This is a genomic window from Streptomyces sp. NPDC052016 (genome assembly GCF_044548445.1).
In the GTDB taxonomy this organism is placed as follows: Bacteria; Actinomycetota; Actinomycetes; order Streptomycetales; family Streptomycetaceae; genus Streptomyces.
This window is the reverse complement of the sequence record NZ_JBIUBX010000037.1, coordinates 22581-37348: the sequence shown is the minus strand read 5'-3', so window position 1 is coordinate 37348 and position 14768 is coordinate 22581. Positions and strand designations below refer to the sequence as shown.

11 protein-coding genes are annotated in these 14768 nt (G+C 72.3%); 4 read left to right on the top strand and 7 right to left on the bottom strand.

The window, feature by feature from the left end; translation table 11 throughout:
* Positions 1-18: 18 nt before the first annotated feature.
* Positions 19-216, bottom strand: a complete 198-nt coding sequence (locus ACIHAR_RS35780; RefSeq protein ID WP_365465571.1) for a hypothetical protein — start codon at positions 214-216, stop codon at positions 19-21.
* A 747-nt stretch (positions 217-963) separates the two neighbouring features.
* Here ACIHAR_RS35780 and ACIHAR_RS35775 point away from each other — a divergent pair.
* The 4 genes from ACIHAR_RS35775 (at position 964) to ACIHAR_RS35760 (ending at position 5481) form a co-directional block, all read left to right on the top strand.
* On the top strand, positions 964-1482 hold the full coding sequence (locus ACIHAR_RS35775) for a MarR family transcriptional regulator (protein WP_365465568.1): 519 nt from the start codon (positions 964-966) through the stop codon (positions 1480-1482).
* Between the two features lie 13 nt (positions 1483-1495).
* Positions 1496-4045, top strand: coding sequence for an MFS transporter (locus tag ACIHAR_RS35770; RefSeq protein WP_400023384.1), 2550 nt, complete (start codon positions 1496-1498; stop codon positions 4043-4045).
* A 94-nt stretch (positions 4046-4139) separates the two neighbouring features.
* Positions 4140-4961, top strand: coding sequence for a YceI family protein (locus ACIHAR_RS35765; protein WP_365465562.1), 822 nt, complete (start codon positions 4140-4142; stop codon positions 4959-4961).
* Positions 4962-5010: 49 nt separating this feature from the next.
* Complete coding sequence (locus ACIHAR_RS35760) at positions 5011-5481, top strand: PPOX class F420-dependent oxidoreductase (RefSeq protein WP_365465560.1); 471 nt, start codon at positions 5011-5013, stop codon at positions 5479-5481.
* Between the two features lie 16 nt (positions 5482-5497).
* On the opposite strand, the gene ACIHAR_RS35755 is transcribed toward ACIHAR_RS35760, so the two are convergent.
* From ACIHAR_RS35755 to ACIHAR_RS35730, 6 genes are all read right to left on the bottom strand, one after another.
* Complete coding sequence (locus tag ACIHAR_RS35755; RefSeq protein ID WP_365465557.1) at positions 5498-6253, bottom strand: TetR/AcrR family transcriptional regulator; 756 nt, start codon at positions 6251-6253, stop codon at positions 5498-5500.
* 150 nt (positions 6254-6403) lie between these two features.
* Positions 6404-7912, bottom strand: a complete 1509-nt coding sequence (locus tag ACIHAR_RS35750) for an MFS transporter (RefSeq protein WP_400023383.1) — start codon at positions 7910-7912, stop codon at positions 6404-6406.
* Between the two features lie 200 nt (positions 7913-8112).
* Positions 8113-10290: an ArnT family glycosyltransferase gene (locus ACIHAR_RS35745; protein WP_400023381.1), complete on the bottom strand. Its 2178-nt coding sequence runs from the start codon at positions 10288-10290 to the stop codon at positions 8113-8115.
* The gene (locus ACIHAR_RS35740) at positions 10287-11774 is read right to left on the bottom strand and encodes a glycosyltransferase (RefSeq protein WP_400023380.1); all 1488 of its coding nucleotides are present in this window, start codon (positions 11772-11774) and stop codon (positions 10287-10289) included. Before ACIHAR_RS35740 ends, ACIHAR_RS35745 begins: the two co-directional genes overlap by 4 nt.
* Before the next feature lie 14 nt (positions 11775-11788).
* Positions 11789-13453 carry a sensor histidine kinase gene (locus tag ACIHAR_RS35735; RefSeq protein ID WP_400023378.1) on the bottom strand — a complete coding sequence of 555 codons (1665 nt, stop codon included), beginning with the start codon at positions 13451-13453 and terminating at the stop codon, positions 11789-11791.
* Positions 13450-14190: a response regulator transcription factor gene (locus ACIHAR_RS35730; protein ID WP_062701118.1), complete on the bottom strand. Its 741-nt coding sequence runs from the start codon at positions 14188-14190 to the stop codon at positions 13450-13452. The genes ACIHAR_RS35735 and ACIHAR_RS35730 overlap by 4 nt, the downstream gene beginning before the upstream one ends.
* Between the last annotated feature and the right edge of the window lie 578 nt (positions 14191-14768).

Below are 14768 nucleotides of genomic sequence, written 5' to 3'. Positions count from 1 at the left end.
GCTCCCCGCTCCCGTCCGCTACTTCAGCGCCAGCCAGGCCACCGCCGCCACGATCGCCACCGCCGCGACGATGCCCACGATCAGGCCGATGCGGGGGCCGGCCGGCGCGGGGGCCTGGCGGGAGGACTGGGGGGCGCCCTCGTCGACGAACGCGCGGAACATCTGGGTGCTGCCTGCGGGGTCGTGGTTGCCCTGGGGGCCCTGGGTGTTAGCCATGGGCCGAGACACTAGCGAAAGCGGGCCGGGCGGCCCAAGTGGGGGTTGCCGCGCGAGGCTTCGGAAGCCTCAGACACACGGCGGTCCGCCGGACCGCCGGTGACCGGCGCGCGACGCCCGGATCTCCTTCCACAGCGTGCCGCGTTCGGCCTCCGGTCCGACGTGAGGGGGGACGCGCCTGCGCGCGAGGCCCACTCCGCACCGCTCGCACAGCACGTGCTCCCAGAGTGAGCCGTCGGCCCGGGAGAACGGTGTCGCCCCGCTGCCCGCACATCCGGCACGTCGAGACGCCGGCCTCACCGGGGCGGCCGAGGAGCGGAGCACCCGCGCGACCACCACGGGCAGCGGCTCGGTGGGAGGGAACGCCGGGTCGGGGCGGTGGGTGATGTTCGCCCAGTGGCGCTGCGGGCGGCGCCACGAACCGTCCGGCAGGGGCCGGCGGCGCCCGGAGCGCTTTCTCGGCGCGGCGGCGTGCGGCGTGGGCGCGCTCGTCGGCGAGCCGGATCTCCAGCGCGTGGTGCGGTTTTCGCCGAGGACCCGTCCGCGGTCGTGGCGAGGCCGCTCCCCCCGGGTCACTGCGCCTGCCGGGCCGGGGCCGCCTTCCCTCTGCCCGCGCCCCGCCCCACCAGCGCGTTTACTCCCGCAATACTTGCCTTTGCCAACTTTTTGCGGCCACGCGTCCCGTTTTATTTGCCTGCAGCAACCAAGACTTCTATGGTTGCCCTAAGCAACAAATCAGGAGGTGTGATGGCAGGGCGGGCGCGGGACGGGCAGTACGAGGAGCTGGCGCGTCAACTCAGCGCCGTCGGAGCCGTGAAGCGGGACCTGGGACGGATCCTGCCGCCGGACTGCTCGGCGGGCTCGGCGGCGGTGCTGACGTTGCTCGGCCGGCACGGCGATCTCAGGATGAGCGCCCTCTCCGAGCTGCTGGCCGTCGACATGTCGGTCACCAGCCGGCATGCCGCGCACCTCGCCGAGCGGGGCTGGATCGACCGGTCGCCCGACCCGGCGGACAAGCGCTCCCGCATTCTGCGCCTCACCCCCGAGGGCGAGGCGATGCTCCTGGAGCTGTCCCGCCGGAGCGCCGGCCTGCTGGCCGAGCGCCTGAGCGACTGGACCGACGAGGAGGTCGCCCAGCTGATCCGGCTGATGACCCGGCTGCGCGCCAGCTTCGGCGACTGCCGGGCCGCCCCGCACCGGCCACCGCCCCCACCACCCGTTCCCGTACGCGAACCGATCACCCGTACACCCGCACAAGCTACGTAAGAGAAGGAAGCCCATGGCAACGACCACACCAGCCGGTGTGCGGGCCCACGCCAAGCACGGGGGAGGCTCCTCCGGGCGCTCCGGCGACGCGCCGATGACGCACCGGCAGATCATGGAGGCCCTGTCCGGGCTGCTGCTCGGGATGTTCGTGGCGATCCTGTCGTCCACGATCGTCTCCAACGCCCTCCCGGAGATCATCGGCGACCTCGGCGGCGGCCAGTCCGCCTACACCTGGGTCGTCACCGCCACGCTGCTGGCGATGACGGCGGCCACGCCCCTGTGGGGCAAGCTCGCCGACCTGTACAACAAGAAGGCGCTCGTCCAGACGGCCCTGATCATCTACGTGCTGGGCTCGATGGCCGCAGGGCTGTCGCAGAACGCCGGCATGCTGATCGCCTGCCGGGTCGTCCAGGGCATCGGCGTCGGCGGCCTCTCCGCCCTCGCGCAGATCGTGATGGCGGCGATGATCTCCCCGCGCGAGCGCGGTCGTTACTCCGGCTACCTCGGCGCGACCTTCGCGGTCGCGACGGTCGGCGGCCCGCTGCTCGGCGGTGTCATCACCGACACCAGCTGGCTCGGCTGGCGCTGGTGCTTCTACGTCGGCGTCCCCTTCGCCGTCCTCGCCCTGATCGTGCTCCAGAAGACCCTGCACCTCCCGGTCGTGAAGCGGGACGTCAAGGTCGACTGGGCCGGCGCGTTCTTCATCTCGGCGGCGGTCTCGCTGCTGCTGGTGTGGGTCACCTTCGCCGGTGACAAGTACGACTGGCTGTCCTGGCAGACGTACGCGATGGTCGCGGGCTCGATCGTGCTCGGGCTGGTCTTCGTGCTCGTCGAGTCGAGGGCCGAGGAGCCGATCATCCCGCTGCGGCTGTTCCGCAACCGGACCATCACCCTGTCGTCGATCGCCTCGCTGTTCGTGGGCGTCGCGATGTTCTCCGGCACGGTCTTCTTCGCGCAGTACTTCCAGCTGGCCCGCGACGAGTCCCCGACCATGTCGGGCATCATGACGATCCCGATGATCGGCGGGCTCTTCGTCTCCTCCACCGTCTCCGGACAGCTCATCACCCGCACCGGCAAGTGGAAGGCCTGGCTGGTCAGCGGCGGTGTGCTCACCACGGCCGGCCTCGGTCTGCTGGGCACCATCCGCTATGACACGGACTACTGGAAGACGGCCGTCTTCATGGCCCTGCTCGGCCTCGGCGTCGGCATGATGATGCAGAACCTGGTGCTGTCCACGCAGAACCAGGTGGAGCCGCGCGACCTCGGCGCGGCCAGCTCGACCGTCACCTTCTTCCGGTCCCTCGGCGGCGCGATGGGCGTCTCCGCGCTGGGCGCCGTCATGGCCAACCGGATCACCGACTACGCCCAGGACGGCATCGCCGGCCTCGGCCCCGACTACGCCTCCCTCGCGTCCGGGGCGAGCTCCACCGGCGAGATCCCCGACATGGACAAGCTGCCCGCGCCGCTGCGCACGGTCATGGAGAGCGCGTACGGCCACGGCATCGCGGACGTCTTCCTGATCGCGTCGGTCATGGCGCTGCTCGCCCTCCTCGTCACGCTGTTCATCAAGGAGGTCCCGCTGAAGACCAGCGGCGCGACGGCGCAGGCCGCCACCGCCGAGGGGACGGCGGCGGTGAGCCCCGCGCAGGCTCCGGCCCAGGCCGCGGCCGCCGTCGAGCAGCCGGAGGCCCGTGTCCCGAGCTGGGCCTCCGCGGCCTCCGTCACCGAGGCCGGCCCCGAGGGCGCCCAGCGCCTCGCGGCCGTCGCCACCGTCGACGCCCCCACGGCGTCCACCGGCAACGCCGGCATACCGGTCCACGGCCACGTCCGCGGCGCGGAGAGCGCGCCCGTGCCGCAGGCCGCCGTGACGCTGATCTCCCTCGCGGGACGCCAGCTCGGCCGGTCGGTCGCGCAGGCCGACGGCTTCTACGCGCTGGACGCGCCGGGAACGGGTTCGTACGTCCTGATCGCCTCCGCCGACGGTTTCCAGCCGCAGGCGTCCACGATCGTGGTGAACGGCGAGCCGGTGGCGTACGACATCCTGCTCAGCGGGACCAGCGGGCTGGGCGGTGTCGTGCGGACGGCGGCGTCCGGCGAGCCCGTCAAGGACGCGATGGTGATCGTCACCGATGTGCGCGGTGATCTGCTGGCCACCGGAACCACCGGTGAGCAGGGCGGGTTCTCCTTCGCGGAACTGGTGCCGGGCGCCGTGACCGTCGCGGTGAACGCGGCCGGGTTCCGGCCGCGCGCGCTGCCCGTCGAGATCGGCGCGACCGGCGTGACCCGTGTCGAGGTCCTCCTCGAGGCGGGGGCGCAGGTGCAGGGTGTCGTCCGGGCGCCGCACGGCCCGCTGGCCGACGCCCGGGTGACGCTGGTGGACGCGGCGGGCAACGTGGTCGGCACGGCCACGACCGGCGCGGACGGGGCGTACGCCTTCACCGACCTCGACGGCGGCGAGTACACGGTCATCGCGGCCGGATACCCGCCGGTGGCCACCGCGCTGACCGTCGGCGGCACCGGTGTGGACGGCCACGACATCGAACTCGCCCACCCCGGCGAGTGACCGACCCGCAGTAATGGACCCCGGCCCGTGGCGGGCGCGCACCGAGCGGAGGCGCGTCCGCCACGGGCCGGTCTCTTCCGAGGAGTTACGCCAGATGGCACTGACCGCCAGGATCCGCACCCGGGACGGATGGGCCGTGTCGCACGCGGTCGTCACCGTCACCGACATGACGGGCACGCAGGTGCTGCGCGCCGAGGCCGACACGGAGGGCGCCGTCCGGGACGCGACGGAGCTCGCGCCGGGCGCGTACACGGTGATCGTCACGGCCGTCGGGTACGCGCCCGCCGCCGCCGGCGCGCTGGTCACCGCGAGCGGACGGGCCGAAATCGGCACGGTGACGCTGGCCCGGCAGGGCGGCACCGAGCTGCCCCCGCCCGGCCCGTGGACCGTCGACCCCGCCCACTCCACGGTCGGCGCGGTCGCCCAGCACCTGGGCATCTCCAGCGTGCGCGGCCGGTTCACCGAGTTCGCGGCGAGCGTCGAGATCGCCCCGGACGACGTCACCAAGTCCCGGGTGGAGGCGGTGATCCGGGCCGGATCCATCGACACCGGCAACGGCATGCGCGACACCCACCTGCGCTCCGCCGACTTCCTGGACGTCGGGACGTACCCGGAGATCACCTACCGCTCCACCGGCCTGACGGCCGCGGGCCCGGACCGCTGGACCGTCCACGGCGACCTCACGCTGCGCGGAGTGGTCCGTCCCGTCGACCTCGACCTCGCCTACCTCGGCACCGGCGCCGACCCGTGGGGCGGCACCCGTGCCGCCTTCCGCGCGACGGCCGAACTCCACCGCGAGGACTTCGCCATGAACTACAACCAGGTCGTCCAGGCGGGCATCGCCGCCATCGGCACGACGCTGAAGGTGGAGCTGGACATCCAGGCCGTGCAGGGAGAGTCCCTCCCGCAGGCGTAGCGACGGCAGGGCCGGCCGGAACGGCACTCCCTCCGCCTACGCTGACCCCATGGCACCGAACATCGCGACCAACACCTCCGTCACCCTCGACGAGCTGCTGGACTTCGTACGCCCCCGCCACCGCGCGATCCTGCTCACCCGGCGGGCCGACGGCAGCCCCCAGGGGTCGCCGCTGACCTGCGGGGTCGACGACTCGGGCCGGATCGTGGTCTCCACGTACCCGGAGCGCGCCAAGACGCGCAACGCCAAGCGGGACGAGCGGGTCAGCGTGATCGTCCTGAGCGACGACTGGAACGGGCCCTGGGTCCAGATCGACGGCACGGCCGAGGTCGTCGACGCCCCCGACTCCGTCGAACCGCTGGTGGAGTACTACCGGAACATCGCGGGCGAGCACCCGGACTGGGACGAGTACCGGGAGGCGATGGTCAAGCAGGGCAAGTCGATCATCCGGATCACCCCGGACCGGTGGGGCCCGGTCGCCACGGGCGGCTTCCCGGCCCGGCTCGCACCCCGGGAGTAGCCGGCCGCGGGGCCGGTCAGCCCCGTGCCACCATCGCCTCGATGCCCGCCACCAGCAGGTCCAGGGCGAAGGTGAAGTCGCGGTCGAGCATCTCGGTGACCGTGTCGCCGCCGCGGGCCGCCATGATGTCCTTGGACTCCTCGACGACCTCGGCGGCCGTCGGGGCCTCGGTCACCGCGGTCATGGCGTGCTGGAAGTACTCGTCCGCGGTCATGCCGGTGTCCGCGACCCGGCCGAAGAAGTGGCCCTCGATCGTGCCGTAGCCGTACACGAACTGGAAGACGGCCGAGATGGCGCTCGTGATGCGGTGGGTGGGCAGGCCGGTGCGGCGGATGACCTGCTGGACCGTGCGGGAGAAGGCGAGGGAGTTCGGGCCGATGTTGAGGTACCGCCCGGCGAGCGGCGACAGCCAGTGGTGGCGCACCAGCAGCCCGCGGTACGCCGTGGCCAGCGCGCGGAGCTGGTCGCGCCAGTCGGCGCCCTCGTCCTGCGGATCGGGCAGTTCAAGTTCGCCGAAGGCCGCGTCCAGGGCGAGTTCGAGCAGGTCGTCCTTGGTGTCGACGTACCAGTAGACGGACATCGCCGTCACGTTCAGCTCGGCCGCCAGCCGCCGCATGGAGAACTTGTCCAGCCCCTCGGCGTCCAGCAGCCGTACGGTGACCTCGGTGATCCGCTCCCGGTCGAGCCCGGAGGGCTGCCCGCCGCCCCGCCCACGGCGCGCCTTGCCCTCCAGCCACACGCTGGTCCGCGCGGCCGCCGCTGCCTTACCCATGAACCGCACCTTCCCCACTTCCGGTCACCCAAGGATGCCAGGCCACGGCCGGCCTGAAGGGGGCGCGAGGCCGCACCGCCCGGCGGCTCGGCCGCGTGAGCGCGACCGACCACGGACACCGCACTCGCACATCGCGGTACCCCCTTCTCCTCAGACGGCCCCCGCGGAATCCCCGCGCTCGGCCCTGCGCAGCAGCGCCGCCGCCACCACGCCTCCCAGCAGCACGGCCACCGCCCCCACCAACTGGCTGGTCTCCAGCCCGGAGGAGAACGCGTCGGTGACGCTCCTCCTCTCGCTCTCGGAGCCGGCGGACGCGAGCGCCGCCGGCAGGGAGGTCGCCGCCACCGGAACCAGCGCCGCGAACCGGGAGTTGAGCACGGCCCCCAGCACCGCGACCCCCAGCCCGGTGCCGAACTCCGCCAGCGTGCCGTTGATCCCGGCGCCGACCCCGGCCTTCTCCCGGGGAATCGCGCTCATGATGGCGTGCGCCATGGCCGGGCTGGCGACGGCGGTACCCGCGCCGATCGCCACCAGCCCCAGCAGCATCCCGGCATAGCCGCCGGAGCCCAGCGTCGCGATCGACACCAGACCGCCCGACATCACCGTCATGCCGATCAGGATGGACACGGGCGTACCCAGCTTCGCCGTCCACCTCGCCGCCACCCCGGAGAAGTTCAGCGCCACGATCACCAGGGCCAGCGGAGCGGTCCGCAGGCCCGCTTCCAGGGGGCCGTACCCGAGGACGAACTGCATGTGCTGGGTGAGCAGGAACAGCGAGCCGCCCATGCCGAAGGTGATCAGCACGGCGCCGGCGACCGCACCGGTGAACCGGCGGTTCCGGAAGAACTGCATGTCGAGCATGGGGTACGGGATGCGGCTCTCCCAGTAGGCGAACAGGGCCAGCACGACGAGTGCCACGGTCCCCGTGACCAGCACCCGGTCCGACGTCCAGCCGTGTTCGGGACCGGAGATGATCGCGTACACCAGGGAGCCCATGCCGATCGTGGAGAGCAGGGCGCCGAGCAGGTCGGGGCGGTCGCCGCGCGGGTTCTTCGACTCGGGTACGAGCGCGAGAACCGCGACCAGGCCCAGCGCCGCGACCGGCAGGTTGATCAGGAAGATCGCGCCCCACCAGAAGTGGTTGAGCAGGAAACCGCCGACCAGCGGACCGGTCGCGAAGCCGAGGGAGTTGACCGCGGCCCAGATGCCGATCGCCTTCGGCTGCTCCTCGGGCGTGAAGATCTGCATCGCCACGGCCAGGGTGGTGGTCATCAGCAGCGCCCCGCCGACGCCCATACCCGCCCGCGCGGCGATCAACTGGCCGGTGGACTCGGCCAGTCCGGCGACCAGCGAGCCGACACCGAACAGGGCCAGCCCCGCGACCAGCATCCTCTTGCGGCCGTAGCGGTCGGCGGCGCTTCCCGCGGTGAGCAGCAGGCCGGACTGGACCAGCGAGTAGGCGTTGATCATCCACTGGATGTCGGAGGTGGCGGCGCCGAGCTCGCGGGTCAGGGAGGGGATCGCCACGTTCAGCACGGTGTTGTCGAGCAGCACCGTGAGCTGGGCGAGGCAGATGACACCGAGGATCAGCCAGCGCTGGGGATGGCCTTGGACGGGGGTCTCGGTGGCCGGGGCCTGTTCCTGGGGGGACGTCGTCATGCTGTACACCGTAGAACAGTTCTCATACACCGTACAACGCACTTCCCGGCCGTACGGCGAGGGCGGTGCCGGGAGGTGCTGGACACACCCCGGGCCACCGCCCTTCGTCAGCGAACCGTCACTCCGTCCCTGGGACCTGTCTGACCATTCCCGTCGTCGCCCGGGGGGCGGCGGTGCAGACGGGAATGGTCAGACAGGCCCTAGCCGCTCGCCTTCCGCGTCAGGTCGTAGAAGGTGGCCGAACCGGCCGTGACCTGTTCGAAGTTGGCCTCGACCCACTCGGCGATCTCGGCGGACGTGCCGCTGCCGCTGCCGCCCATGCCACCGCCGGTGCCGCCGGAGACGAAGTAGTGGATCTTCCCCTCCTCCACGTACTTCTTGAACTGGGCCAGCGTCGGGGACGGGTCGGTGCCGTTGAAGCCGCCGATCGCCATCACCGGCTCACCGGTGGCGAGCTGGTAGCTCGCCGCGTTCTGGGCGCCGATGGCCGCCGCGACCCAGGTGTACGCGTCCGCGTCGGTCTCCAGGAGCTTCCTGGCCTCGGAGGTGACGCCGGCGCCGTTGAGCAGGCCGCCCATGCCGCCACCGCCGCCGCCCGTGCGGCCGCCGTCGCCGTTCGTCGGACCGCCCGGCATGCCGTTGCCCTGCTGCCCCTGGCCCTGCGCGCCGCCGTCGCCGTTCTGCTGACCGGGCATCCCGCCGCCGAAGCCGCCGGTGCCGCCGCCGGGGAGACCGTTGCCGTTCTGCCGGCCCTGCTGGTTCTGGCCCCCGCCGGGGAAGCCGCCCCCGGGACCACCTCCGCCGCCCGGGCCACCGCGTCCGCCCGAGACCGCCGGACCGGCGGTGACGATCGAACCGGTGTGGCCCTCGCTCAGCGTGGTGAGGGTGTAGGCCGTCGGACCGGCCAGCGCCGCGACCAGGCCCGCGCCGGCCACACCGAGGGCCAGCCGGCGGCCCAGCCTGGCCACGAAGACCAGGCCCAGCGCGGCGGCGAGACCGCCGACCAGGACGAGCCACTTCAGCCACGGCAGGTAGTCGGAGGAGCGGTTGAGGAGGACGTACCCCCAGACCGCGGTGGCCGTCATCGCACCCGCCAGGGTCAGCGACGCCCACGCCCTGTCGCGCAGCTCCCACAGCTTGGCCGTGCCCATGCCGATCAGCGGCGCGACGTAGGGGGCGAGGGCCACGGTGTAGTACTCGTGGAAGATGCCCTGCATGTAGCTGAAGACCACCATGGTGATCAGCAGCGCACCGCCCCACACCAAAAAGGATCCGCGCGTCACCGAGGTGCGGCGGGCCCTCCGCGTGGCGACCAGGCCCGCGACGAGCAGGATCAGCGCGGCCGGGATCAGCCAGGTGATCTGGCCGCCGATGCTCGAGCCGAACAGACGGTCCCAGCCGGTCTCACCCCAGTTGCCGCCGCCACCGCCGCCTCCGCCGCCGACGCTGCCGGTCTCCTCGCCGTTGAGGCGGCCCAGGCCGTTGTAGCCGAAGGTCAGCTCGAGGAAGGAGTTGTTCTGCGAGCCGCCGATGTACGGGCGGGAGGAGGCGGGCCACAGCTCGACGATCGCGACCCACCAGCCGCCGGAGACGACCAGCGCGAGCGTCGCCAGGGCCAGCTGACCGAAGCGCTTCCTCGGCGACACCGGTGCGCACACCGCGTAGACGACCGCCAGCGGCGGCAGGATCAGGAAGGCCTGCAGCGTCTTGGCGAGGAAGGCGAAGCCGATCGCCGCGCCCGCCCAGACCAGCCACTTGGTGCGGCCGTCCTCCAGGGCGCGGATGACGAGGTAGCAGGCCACCGCCATCAGCAGCGCCAGCATCGCGTCCGGGTTGTTGAACCGGAACATCAGTGCGGCGACCGGGGTGAGCGCGAGCACCGCGCCCGCGATCAGAGCGGCGGCCGGACCGAAGCGGCGGCGCACGGCCGCGTGGACGACGGCGACCGTGCCGACGGCCATCAGGACCTCGGGGACGAGGATCGCCCACGAGCTCAGGCCGAAGATCCTGACCGACAGCGCCATCGGCCACAGCGAGGCCGGGGGCTTGTCGACCGTGATGGCGTTGGCCGCGTCCAGCGAACCGAAGAAGAAGGCCTTCCAGGACTGGCTGCCGGCCTGGACGGCCGCGGAGTAGAAGGAGTTGGCGTAGCCGGAGGCGCTGAGGTCGTAGAGGTAGAGGAGGAGGGTGGCGAGCAGCAGGCCGAGGAAGGCCGGGCGCGCCCAGCGCGGGTCCTCGGGGCGCCCGCGCCACAGTCCGCGGAGAAGAGGCTGCCTCGGCTCACCCGGCCCGGGGGCCGGGACGACCGGTTCCTGCCGGGCGGAAGGTGCCGTCTCCGGCGGGCCCCAGGCGGCCGTCCGGTCCAGATCGGTGCTCATCGGCCTTCCCCCGGGTCGGTGTCGTGGGGGCGCACCGGCTGCAGCCGGATGGTGGCGTCCCTCCAGGGGCCGTCCGCGGCTTCACCGGCGCGCAACCGCGTGGTGTCGTAGGCGCCGTGGGCGTCGTAGGGGGCGCCCCGGCGCTGGGGGAGCGGCGCCGGCAGACCGGTGGTGGGGGTGGCGGGGTACGGCGACGGGAACGGCTGGTGCGGGGCGGCCGCGTCCGTCGGCTGTTCCTCGCCCTCCCGCCGGTCGGGGAAGACCCACACCCGGAAGAGCAGGAAGCGCAGCACCGTCGCCGCGAGGTTGGCGGCGATGAGGACGGCCAGCTCGGTCGAGTGCGCGGGATCGGACGTCGCCGCGTCGAGGGCGACGAGGGACCCGCTGGTCAGCGCGAGACCGATACCGAAGACGACCAGTCCCTGCGCCTGGTGCCGGACCGCTCCGCTGCGGCCGCGCACCCCGAAGGTGAGCCGGCGGTTGGCGGCGGTGTTGGCGATCGCCGAGACCAGCAGGGCGAGCGCGTTGGCCACCTGGGAGCCGGAGAACTGCCGGAAGCCGCTGTAGAGCAGCAGGTAGAAGAGGGTGGACAGGCCACCGACGAAACAGAAGCCGACGAGCTGGCGGGCCAGTCCCTTGGGTACGTCCATGATCTCGCGGTCGCGGGGGTCGTCGCCGAACGGCCTGGTCAGCCGGTCCAGCGGGAGCGAACCGGTGGCCAACGCCTTCCCTACGCGCCACACCCCCTTCAGGTCGTCGGTCGCCGTCTTCACGATGTGCACCGTGGAGTCCGGGTCGTCGACCCAGTCGACCGGCACCTCGTGGATACGGAGGCCGGCACGTTCGGCGAGCACCAGCATCTCAGTGTCGAAGAACCAGCCCGTGTCTTCCACCAGCGGGAGCAGAACTTGTGCGACGTCACGGCGGATGGCCTTGAACCCGCACTGGGCGTCGGAGAAGCGGGCCTGGAGCGAGCCGCGCAGGATCAGGTTGTACGAGCGGGAGATGAACTCGCGCTTGGCGCCGCGCACCACACGGGAGCTGCGGGCCAGGCGGGAGCCGATCGCCAGGTCGGAGTGGCCGGAGATCAGCGGCGCCACCAGCGGAAGCAGCGCGTTGAGGTCGGTGGACAGGTCCACGTCCATGTAGGCGAGGATCGGGGCCTCCGAGGCGGACCAGACCGTCCGCAGCGCACGGCCGCGGCCCTTCTGCTCCAGCCGGAAGGACGTCACCTCCGGGATCCGCGTCTCCAGCAGCCGCGCCACATCAGGGGTGGTGTCCGTCGACGCGTTGTCCGCGATCGTGATGCGGAACGGGTACGGGAACGTCCGCGTGAGGTGGTCGTGCAGTCTGAGGACGCACGGATGGAGGTCCTTCTCCTCGTTGTAGACGGGGATCACTACGTCCAGGACAGGCGTACCGGCTGTGGCGGCCGGGAGGTGCTCCCGCGCCGGCAGGGTGCCGGGAGAAGAGTCGGTTCGCATGTCATCGACTTTCGTCAAGCGCCCTGTCGCACCCATGTGCCGACCCTGTGCTCGTGCTGTGAGTCCAGTCGCCAGTCGGTTTCCGGCGCGGGCCGGGGCACGGCGGGGGCGAGCGCGGGCAGGTGCACGGTGAAGACGGTCCGTCCGGGCACGCTGTCGACGGTCACGGCGCCGCCGTGCGCCGCCGCGACGGCCTGCACGATGGCGAGGCCGAGGCCGGTCGAGCCGGTGGAGCGGGAGCGCGCGGAGTCGCCGCGGGCGAACCGTTCGAAGACGTGCGGGAGCAGGTCCGGCGGGATGCCCTGGCCGTTGTCCTGGACGTCCACGCACAGCCAGGGGCCGCACCGCTGCACCCGTGCGGTGACGGTGGTGCCGGGCGGGGTGTGGGTGCGGGCGTTGGCGAGCAGGTTGACGAGCACCTGCTGCAGGCGTGCCGCGTCCGCCGACACGAGGGCGGGCTCGTCGGGCAGCTCCAGCCGCCACACGTGGTCGGGCCCGGCCACCCGGGCGTCGCTGACGGTGTCGACGACGAGGGGTACGAGGTCGGTCTGCTCGAACCGCAGGGGCCGGCCGGCGTCGAGGCGGGCGAGCAGCAGCAGGTCCTCGACGAGGAGGGTCATACGGCCCGCCTCGGACTCGATGCGGCCGAGCGCGTGCCGGGTGTCGGGTCCGACCTGTTCGCGTCCGCGCCGGGTCAGCTCGGCGTACCCGCGGATGGACGCCAGGGGAGTGCGCAGCTCGTGGCTGGCGTCGGCGACGAACTGCCGGACCCTCGTCTCGCTCTGCTGGCGGGCGTGCAGGGCGCCGTGGACGTGGTCGAGCATGCGGTTGAGCGCGGCGCCGACCTGGCCGACCTCGGTGTGCGGGTCGGTCTCGGACTCCGGGACGCGCTCGCTGAGCTTGACCTCGCCGGTGTGCAGGGGGAGTTCGGAGACCCGGGTGGCGGTGGCGGCGACCTTGCGCAGGGGGCGGGTGGCGACGCCCACGAGCACGTACCCGGCGATGCCGGCCGCGACCAGCCCGGCGGCGGTGACGCTGACCTCGACGAGGATGAGGGTGGTGATGGTGTTGTCGGTGTCCTGGGTGGGCACGGCGACGTAGTAGGAGCCGTTGTTCCCGGTGACGTACACGACGCGGTAGTCGCCGAGGCCGGGGATCTCGACGCTCTGCGGATCGCGGTCCTGGCTGACGGCGTTGAGGGCGGAGCGCTGGGCCTCGCTGAGATCCTTGGCCGCCATGCCGCTGATGTCGGTGCTGCCGGAGTCCTTCTCGCCGTACTTGGCGTCGGTGATGGCGCCGTTGTCGACCTTCGCGATCAGCGTGCCCTGCGGCTGGGGGCCGCGCGTGACGAACTCGCCGAGGTCCACGGTGCCCGAGCCGCCGGTGGCCCCGTCCGCGTCCTGCCGGGGCTCGCCGTCCTTCATCTCCCCCGGCGGCATCCCGGTCGCGCGGCTCGAGATGTCCTTCAGCTTGCCGTCGAGCTGCTGGTAGAGGTGCGAGCGCAGCGCGAGCGTGGTCACCGTGCCGATCACCGCGCAGACCACGGCGATCAGCACCACGGAGGCGACGACGAGACGCGTCCGCAGGGTGCGCGGCTGTCCCACCCGCACTCTCGGCTTCGCTCGAGCGGAGGGATCCCCATGTCGCTTCTGCGGACGCGGTCGTCGTCGCCCGCTCATGAGGCCGCGGGCTTGATCAGATACCCGGCGCCGCGCCGGGTGTGGATCATCGGCTCCCGCCCCGCGTCGATCTTGCGGCGCAGGTAGGAGATGTAGAGCTCGACCACGTTGGCCTGCCCGCCGAAGTCGTAGGACCACACACGGTCGAGGATCTGGGCCTTGCTGAGCACGCGCCGCGGGTTGCGCATCAGGAAGCGCAGCAGCTCGAACTCGGTGGCGGTGAGGTGGATGTTCTCGCCGGCGCGCGACACCTCGTGGCTGTCCTCGTCGAGGGTGAGGTCGCCGACGACGAGGACCGAGTCGGAGCGGCGGTCGGCGGCGCCGGAGCGGCGGATGAGACCACGCAGCCGCGCGACGACCTCTTCGAGCGAGAAGGGCTTGGTGACGTAGTCGTCGCCACCGGCGGTGAGACCGGCGATCCGGTCCTCGACGGCGTCCTTCGCGGTGAGGAAGAGCACGGGCACGTCCGGCAGCTCGCGCCGCAGGCGGCCGAGGACGGTCAGGCCGTCCATGTCGGGCAGCATCATGTCCAGGACGACGGCGTCGGGCCGGAACTCTCGGGCGGTCTGTATGGCGCCCGTCCCGTCCCCCGCACTCCGGATCTGCCATCCCTCGTACCGAAGGGCCATGGACAGCAGTTCGGTGATCGACAGCTCGTCGTCCACCACAAGCACTCGGACGGGGCTCCCGTCCGGCCTCAGCAGTTCGGTGCGCCCCTGGGGCGAGGTCGTGGTCATGGAGGACACCCTGTCGGGGTCCTCTGAGAGCACCCTTTCGCCTGTCTGTGATTTTCCTGAGAAACGCACAGGAACCTCTCAGGCAAGCCCTGGGAAGCGGGGAAAGCACCTGGGTATGCGCTGTTCCCCGGCCCGGGACGATCGCCTGAAGGTACCGGTTCCCCGATGGGCGACCTGGGGAAACCCTGTCACCGGACCGTCCGCTCCCTCCTCCCCGCGCCGAGGCCGGCACCCCCCAGCACCCCGGGGAGGACATCGTGCGGCCCGGTCCGGGCCGGACGGCGCAGGGGCGGCGGGCATCACCCCCTCCCGGCTTCCCGGCCCTCCCGGCGTCCCCGTTCTCCCGGCGTCCCCGTCCTCCCGCTTTCCCGTTCTCCCGGCTTCCCCGGCCCCCGAGCTCCCCAGTCCTCCCGGCCCTCCCGGCTTCCCCGTCCTCCCGGCTTCCCCGTCCTCCCGGCTTCCCCGTCCTCCCGCTCCCCCGTTCTCCCGGCTTCCCCGTCCTCCCGCTTTCCCGTTCTCCCGGCTTCCCCGGCCCCCCGAGCTCCCCAGTCCTCCCGGCCCTCCCGGCTCCCCAGTCC

Excerpts from the sequence above, each read along its gene's own strand:
- ACIHAR_RS35780 (WP_365465571.1), bottom strand. The coding sequence starts at position 216 with ATGGCTAACACCCAGGGCCCCCAGGGCAACCACGACCCCGCAGGCAGC.
- ACIHAR_RS35775 (WP_365465568.1), top strand. The coding sequence starts at position 964 with ATGGCAGGGCGGGCGCGGGACGGGCAGTACGAGGAGCTGGCGCGTCAA.
- ACIHAR_RS35770 (WP_400023384.1), top strand. The coding sequence starts at position 1,496 with ATGGCAACGACCACACCAGCCGGTGTGCGGGCCCACGCCAAGCACGGG.
- ACIHAR_RS35765 (WP_365465562.1), top strand. The coding sequence starts at position 4,140 with ATGGCACTGACCGCCAGGATCCGCACCCGGGACGGATGGGCCGTGTCG.
- ACIHAR_RS35760 (WP_365465560.1), top strand. The coding sequence starts at position 5,011 with ATGGCACCGAACATCGCGACCAACACCTCCGTCACCCTCGACGAGCTG.
- ACIHAR_RS35755 (WP_365465557.1), bottom strand. The coding sequence starts at position 6,253 with ATGGGTAAGGCAGCGGCGGCCGCGCGGACCAGCGTGTGGCTGGAGGGC.
- ACIHAR_RS35750 (WP_400023383.1), bottom strand. The coding sequence starts at position 7,912 with ATGACGACGTCCCCCCAGGAACAGGCCCCGGCCACCGAGACCCCCGTC.
- ACIHAR_RS35745 (WP_400023381.1), bottom strand. The coding sequence starts at position 10,290 with ATGAGCACCGATCTGGACCGGACGGCCGCCTGGGGCCCGCCGGAGACG.
- ACIHAR_RS35740 (WP_400023380.1), bottom strand. The coding sequence starts at position 11,774 with ATGCGAACCGACTCTTCTCCCGGCACCCTGCCGGCGCGGGAGCACCTC.
- ACIHAR_RS35735 (WP_400023378.1), bottom strand. The coding sequence starts at position 13,453 with ATGAGCGGGCGACGACGACCGCGTCCGCAGAAGCGACATGGGGATCCC.
- ACIHAR_RS35730 (WP_062701118.1), bottom strand. The coding sequence starts at position 14,190 with ATGACCACGACCTCGCCCCAGGGGCGCACCGAACTGCTGAGGCCGGAC.